The sequence below is a fragment of the Variovorax sp. Varisp36 genome (assembly GCF_047304235.1).
Classification (GTDB): domain Bacteria; phylum Pseudomonadota; class Gammaproteobacteria; order Burkholderiales; family Burkholderiaceae_C; genus Variovorax.
In genome coordinates this window covers 1-5,008 of sequence record NZ_JBGLYU010000088.1, presented here as the reverse complement: position 1 = coordinate 5,008, position 5,008 = coordinate 1, and the positions used below count along the sequence as shown (strand labels likewise).

Sequence of the window (5,008 nt, the reverse complement as noted above, 5' to 3'; positions counted from 1 at the left end):
ACCTACGACGAAGACGGCAACCTGCAGACGCACACGCGCGCGGATGGCAGCCGTGTGCACTACGAGTACGACAGGCTGCACCGGCTCACCGGCATCCGCGATGCCGAAGGCGGCGTGTGGAAGCGCGACTACGACGCGCAAGGCCACCTCACGGAAGAGATCGATCCGCTGGGGCACAAGACCGAGTACGCCTACGACAAGGCCGGCCGACCCGTGCGAATCACCGATGCAAAGGGCGGCACGAAGCTGATGAGCTACACGCCTCGCGGCCGGCTCGCGAGCCTCACGGACTGCTCGGGCAAGACCAGCCGCTGGACATACGACGATCGCGGCCGGCTCGCCACGGCTGTGGACCCTGCAGGCAACGTTACGCGCCATCTCTACAGCCTTCCGGAAGAAGACGCGGCGCTGCGTGCCGAAGGCAGCCTGCCGGGCCGGATCCACGAGATCGTCCTGGCCGACGGGACGCGCGAGCAGGCCCTGCGCGACCCCGAGGGGCGCTTGCTCGCGCACGTCGATGGGCTCGGGCGCCGCACGCGCTACAGCTACAGCCGCGCAGGACTGATCTCGGGGCGCACCGATGCCGAGGGGCATTCGCTCAGGTACCAGTGGGACCTGCTGGGCCGTCTCGTCGAATTGCGCAACGAGAACGGCAGCCGCCACAGCCTGCGCTATGACCCTGTGGGTCGGCTGCTTGACAAGACCGACTTCGCGCACCGGACCACGCGGTACCGCTACGAAGAAGGCACCGGCCGGCTCGTCGAGGTTGCGGCGGGCGGACGGGTAGTGCAACTGCAGGCCGATGCGATGGGCAGGATGACGCAGCGATCCGCGGGCAGCCAGGTCGAGCACTTCGCCTTCGACCGCAACGGACGCATGGTCGAGGCGTCCAACAGCGACGCGCGCCTGCAGTGGTTCTACGACCCGGCCGGTAACCTGACGCGAGAGCACCAGCACGATCTGCAGGCCGGTCGCACGGCGATATGGCAGCACCGCTACGACGCGCTCAACCAGCGCGTCGCCACGATCCGTCCCGACGGCCATACGACCCAGTGGCTCATCTACGGTTCGGGCCACGTGCACGGCCTGCTGCTCGACGGGCACGACATCCTCGGTTTCGAGCGCGACGATCTCCATCGCGAAGTGGTGCGCGAGCAGCGCAACGGCCTGACCCAGAAGCTGCGTTACGACAACGCAGGGAGGCGGCTGGAGCAGCAGGTCGTGCCGGGCCAGGCGAGCGCACCCGGCGCGCTGCAGCTGCAGCGCACCTACGGCTACGACAAGTCAGGGCAGCTGATCGCCATCGGTGACAGCCGTCATGGCAACCTCGACTACCGCTACGACCCCGTCGGCCGGCTCGTCGAGGCCAACGGCCGGCTCGGACGCGAGACCTTCGCCTTCGACCCCGCGGGCAACATCGTCGATCCCGACAGCACGGCCGGCGGCAGCCGGGCTCCCGTCTCCCCCTTGCTCGACAACCTGCTCAGGGCCTATGCCGGCGTGCGCTACCGGTACGATGAGCACGGCAACATGGTCGAGCGCGTGTGCAATGGCCGGGCGACCACCTTCGCCTGGGACGGTTTCGGCCGGCTGAGCTCCGCCACGGACGAAGATGGCACGCAAACCTCATTCGCTTACGACCCGCTGGGCCGCCGCATTTCCAAGCGTTCGCGAGACAGCATCACCCGGTTCGGGTGGGACGGCGACACGCTCGCCTTCGAGAGCACGCAGAGCTTTGCCGGAGAGCACGAGGAAGCAGGCCGAGGCTGGAGCGTGCACTATGTCCACGAGCCGCGCTCCTTCGCTCCGCTGGTTCAACTGCGCCAGGCGCATGCGATCGTGCCGGGCAGGACGCCCGACGTGCGAGAGCTCATGGCCGCCAACGGCGGCGCCTACGACATCGAGCAAGACCCGCTGTGGAACGGAGAACTCCAGCCCGGACAACGCAGCTTCGAAGACGACGAGGTTGCCTTCTACCAGTGCGACCACCTCGGCACGCCGCGGGACCTGACCGATCACGAGGGCCGCGTCGCCTGGTCGGCCCAGTACAAGGCCTGGGGCGAGGCGCGCGAAGTCATCAGCGAAGCGGGGCGACGTGCCGGCCTCTCGAACCCCATCCGGTTTCAGGGGCAGTACTTCGACGCCGAGACAGGGCTGCACTACAACCGCTACCGCTACTACGATCCGGCGAGCGGCCGGTATGTCTCGCCCGACCCGCTGGGACTCGCTGGCGGCCTCAACCTGTATGCGTACGTCGGCGGCAACCCCGTTCGCGGCATCGATCCGCTGGGGCTGGTCGACATCAACCTGTTTCCGCACAACGAGGCGATCCGCCAGTCGGCCGACAACATCCCGAGCCCGCCCGGCACGTTCACGGTCGGCTCCCACGGCAATCCGAACATCATGACCGACACCGCGCTCAAGGGCATCACCCCTGCGCAAATGGCGCAGCGGATCAAGGCGCATCCGTCGTATACGGAAGGCCAGCAGGTTCAGCTGATGTCATGCGAGACCGGCAAGGGAACGGACCCCTACGCACAGAAGCTGGCCAACGAGCTGAATGCGCCTGTCGTGGCTCCCGACAAGCTCCTGTGGATCTGGCCCCACGGCGCCTACAAGCCTGCCGGCCAGAAGGCCGACGGCACCATGGACACCGCAGATCCCGGCGTCTGGCATACCTTCAACCCCAAGTCATGAAGAACATCGATCTCAGGTTCGGCGCGAAGCTGGCAGTGCTTCTTCCTCTTCTTCTGAACCTCTCAGTCTCTTACGCAACGGAGAACCAAACCATGGACACGCCCGACGCTGCACCAGCCTCTGCTTCTTCGCCCATCTCGGGTGCGCAGTCCTACGCACTGACAGATGCGCAACGAGCCGAACTGATCACGAAGGCCGAGGCCGGTGACGTCGAGGCCGCGTTCCGTCTCTCGCTGTACTACACCTTCACGTCTTCTGACGACGTTCAGCGCATCCGCTGGTTGACGATCGCGGCCAAGGCCGGACACGTGGTCGCTCAGCACAACCTGGCCTACGACCTCTACATGAGCGGCAAGGACCTCGCCGAAGCCGCGCATTGGGCGGCGGAGTCGTCGAAGAGCGGCAATGCGGAGGCAGGGGATCTGCTCAAGGAAATCGAAGCGGCCCGCGCGAAGGCCCGGGGCTCGCGTCCGTGAGCGACGGCCTCGATGGTTCGGCCGCGCCGCTCTTCGAGATCGAGTCGCCGGATCGGCTGCTGCTCAACACCCCGGTGGTGATCGCATTGGGCAACGCTTTCAGGCTGTTCGAGAAGACCGGGCAAGACCTGAATAACTTCGACGTCCGCATTGCCGAGAGGCGGAAAGAGAACGGCGAGGACGAAGACGGTGTCGACACCATCGGCATCGCCTTCTCGGCCAAGCTGCTGCCAGGACAGAAGGGACTTGGCAACGCCAGCAGGTTGGGGCGGTCGATCATGTACATCGCCTCGAGGATCACGGGCGAAATACTTCGGGAGCAAGGAAGCAGGTAGTGGTCCCGACGCTGGGACTGTTTCAAAAGACGCCGCGGCCGACTGAGTCTGCGGCTTTCAATTTGGCGAGGGAGAAAAGAATGAACGAAATCATCGAAGTCGATGGCCTGGTGGCACAGGCGATTGCAGTGGCCTGGGAGGATGGGCGGTCTTCAGGCCTGCGATTCGAGAACTACAAGCTCGTGTTGGTCGATGCATCCGACGGATACAGAGTTACGTGGGAAGCGTCGAACAAGCCGCAGGGTCATCGCGGTGCTCTGCCCGGCCTGGCTGAGCCGCAACTGCTGATCGACAAGTCCAGCGGCCGAGTCCTTCAGAAGCATCTGTCTCGCTGAAGAGATAGCGAACCGAGGGGCATCGAGTGTCTTCCCAGATCATCATCCTCGCCCACGACATGTGGCGCAAAGGCGCTGGCGGTGCTCCCGCCGGGCTCGTCGGCCAAGCCGACAGCTTCGCCTACGCGGGGCTCGACCTGGGCCTTGCCCAGTTCGCCGCAACGACCTTCGCAGGCACGAGCTTCACCGCCACCAGCTTCAAGCAGGCGGGCTGGAGCGGTTGCCAGTTCACGGGCTGCAGCTTCACCCAGTGCGACTTCAGCAGCATCTCGATCACCGGCTGCACGTTCATCAACTGCAGCTTCACGGGCGCGAACTTCGATGGCGCGAGCATCGGAAGCAGCACCTTCCGCCAGTGCCAGTGGGACGACATCAGCTTCGCGGGCGGCAGCTGGAACGACGTCGGCGTGCTGGACTGCAGCGGCACCGTGGTGCATGCGCAGGGGCTGCAGGGACGCAGCGTGGACTTCACGGGCAGCACCTTCGAGCAGCTCGAGTTCCAGGGCGCCAACATCAACTGAGCCCTGAGGGGCAACCACATCCCATCACTTCATCGATTCCATGTTCATGAAAAACATCAAGACCGTATTCGTCGCCGCTGCTTTCCTCGGCGCTGCTTCCTTGTGTGCCGCGCAAGCCGAGATGAAAACCACGCTGACCAAGCTTCACCAGAGCTACGAGAAACAGGGCCGCCGTGCGCTTGGCATGCCCGAATACGGCAAGCGCGTGCAGTTCCCGGCGGTGGTTGTCGAGGCATCCGATTCCTTCGGTGGTACGTCGCTGATCCGCGCTGCCGATGTGCGAGGCAGCCAGGAGCTGGCGCGCCTGACCCCGGCGGACGATGCACAGAACCAGAAGATGGGCGAGCTGCGCAGCGGCGCGAAATTCACCGCGAGCTGCGAGGTCGGGTTTGCGATGGGGTCGGCGTTTCTCACGATGAAGGACTGCGTGATCCGGCCCTGAAGAGCACGGATTCACAGCACAGCCAGGGTATCAGCCAGAGGCAGGGAGAAAAGATGGCAGGAACAGAAGGCCCGCAACAACAAGGCCAGAAGCCGACCGAGCGCGAACCGCAGACGGCGGTAGCGCCACTGAACACGATCGTGAAGGAGGACATCGCCGCGGCAAGCAAGGCGGTGGACGACTGGCTGCGCTCCTTCAGCGG

At 65.2% G+C, this 5,008-nt stretch carries 6 protein-coding genes; all 6 read left to right on the top strand.

Annotation, left to right across the window (positions count from 1 at the left end):
* On the top strand, nucleotides 1-2,697 hold a 2,697-nt coding region (locus tag ACCD11_RS28195), incomplete at its 5' end, for an RHS repeat-associated core domain-containing protein (RefSeq protein WP_413316413.1).
* Nucleotides 2,694-3,173: a hypothetical protein gene (locus ACCD11_RS28190; RefSeq protein WP_413316411.1), complete on the top strand. Its 480-nt coding sequence runs from the start codon at nucleotides 2,694-2,696 to the stop codon at nucleotides 3,171-3,173. The genes ACCD11_RS28195 and ACCD11_RS28190, both read left to right, overlap by 4 nt.
* The gene (locus ACCD11_RS28185) at nucleotides 3,170-3,508 is read left to right on the top strand and encodes a hypothetical protein (protein ID WP_413316409.1); all 339 of its coding nucleotides are present in this window, start codon (nucleotides 3,170-3,172) and stop codon (nucleotides 3,506-3,508) included. Before ACCD11_RS28190 ends, ACCD11_RS28185 begins: the two co-directional genes overlap by 4 nt.
* Nucleotides 3,509-3,588: 80 nt before the next feature.
* Nucleotides 3,589-3,843, top strand: coding sequence for a hypothetical protein (locus ACCD11_RS28180; protein WP_413316407.1), 255 nt, complete (start codon nucleotides 3,589-3,591; stop codon nucleotides 3,841-3,843).
* A gap of 26 nt (nucleotides 3,844-3,869) precedes the next feature.
* Entirely contained in the window at nucleotides 3,870-4,364 is a 495-nt protein-coding gene (locus ACCD11_RS28175; protein WP_413316405.1) for a pentapeptide repeat-containing protein, read from the top strand.
* A 46-nt stretch (nucleotides 4,365-4,410) separates the two neighbouring features.
* Nucleotides 4,411-4,806 (top strand): hypothetical protein, encoded by a 396-nt coding sequence (locus tag ACCD11_RS28170; RefSeq protein ID WP_413316403.1) that lies wholly within the window; start codon nucleotides 4,411-4,413, stop codon nucleotides 4,804-4,806.
* The last annotated feature ends 202 nt before the right edge of the window (nucleotides 4,807-5,008 follow it).

Excerpts from the sequence above, each read along its gene's own strand:
- ACCD11_RS28190 (WP_413316411.1), top strand. The coding sequence starts at position 2,694 with ATGAAGAACATCGATCTCAGGTTCGGCGCGAAGCTGGCAGTGCTTCTT.
- ACCD11_RS28180 (WP_413316407.1), top strand. The coding sequence starts at position 3,589 with ATGAACGAAATCATCGAAGTCGATGGCCTGGTGGCACAGGCGATTGCA.
- ACCD11_RS28170 (WP_413316403.1), top strand. The coding sequence starts at position 4,411 with ATGAAAAACATCAAGACCGTATTCGTCGCCGCTGCTTTCCTCGGCGCT.